A 1,235-nucleotide genomic window follows, 5' to 3' on the forward strand; every position below is an offset into this window, starting at 1 on the left:
TGGACTGCTCCCAGTATCCTAGACACGAGACGGCCTCATTTTGAAGCTGCCTCAAAGGCTTCTGGACTCATCCCATCGAGATGCGAATGACGCCTGATTCGATTGTAAAACATCTCGATATAATCAAATATATCTGCACGCGCCATTTCTCGTGTTTTATAGATCCTCTTTTTAATTCTTTCCTTCTTTAAGCTGCTAAAAAAGGATTCAGCAACAGCATTGTCCCAACAGTTTCCACGACGACTCATACTCGGAACTAAATTATGCTTCTGACAGAATTTCTGCCAGTCTCCGCTACTGTATTGTGAGCCTTGGTCTGAGTGTATGATCACAGGTTCATTGGGTCTGCGTCGCCATACCGCCATTAAAAGGGCATCCAAAACGATATCCTTGGCAAGCGTAGGTTTCATTGACCAACCGATGACTTTCCTTGAATATAAATCGAGAACCACAGCCAGATATAACCAGCCTTGCCAAGTGCGGATGTAGGTAATATCAGTCACCCACGAGGTATCAGGTGTGTTTACAACAAATTCTCGATTTAAATGGTTAGGTGGCACAATCTGAGGACGACCACGACCATAGCTTTTATGCTTCTTATATCCTCGAACAGCGGCAATGCCATTGTTCTTCATGATCTTCAGCACACGATTCGGTCCACAGCTTTCACCTAGCTCTTTAAGATCCAGCGTGATGCGACGATAACCATAGATACCATAACTGGCATCATAAGAAGAACGGATCAGTTGTAATAACCGTTTGTCTTCAATTGTTCTGCCTGATTCGGGTTCATGTAGCCAGGCATAATAGCCAGCACGAGCAATCTTAAGAACCCGACACATCGTCTTAATCTTAAATTGATGGCTGTACTCAAGGATAAACTGATACTTTACTCGGGCAGGCTTGCAAAGTACCTTGCGGCCTTTTTTAAGATATCCCGCTCTTCTTCAGTTTGCTTAAGCTGACTTTTAAGACGAAGGATCTCTTTCTTTGCTTCGAGTAGTTCATGTTCATCAGGGTTGTTGCGTAAAGGCTGTACGGCCTTTAGCCATTTATAAATGCTGTGCTGTGATACACCTAAACGTTCTGCCACATCAGTGACAGAATATCCACGTTCAGTAATCAATTTAACAGCTTCTTCTTTAAATTCTGGGGTGTATCGTTGTCCACTCATAATGTTCTCTCCTATGCAAAAAGAATAGACGAAATTTGTCTAGGAGAGTGGTGGCAGTCCA

At 43.2% G+C, this 1,235-nt stretch carries 1 protein-coding gene; it reads right to left on the reverse strand.

Annotation, left to right across the window (positions count from 1 at the left end):
- Positions 1-35: 35 nt before the first annotated feature.
- A protein-coding gene (locus tag FTV42_RS17045) for an IS3 family transposase (protein WP_180039267.1) occupies positions 36-1,174 on the reverse strand; the annotation gives its coding sequence in 2 pieces (ribosomal slippage) (positions 36-916 and positions 916-1,174; 1,140 coding nt in all).
- Positions 1,175-1,235 lie beyond the last annotated feature (61 nt).

This window comes from Acinetobacter sp. YH16052 (genome assembly GCF_013417155.1).
Taxonomy (GTDB): domain Bacteria; phylum Pseudomonadota; class Gammaproteobacteria; order Pseudomonadales; family Moraxellaceae; genus Acinetobacter.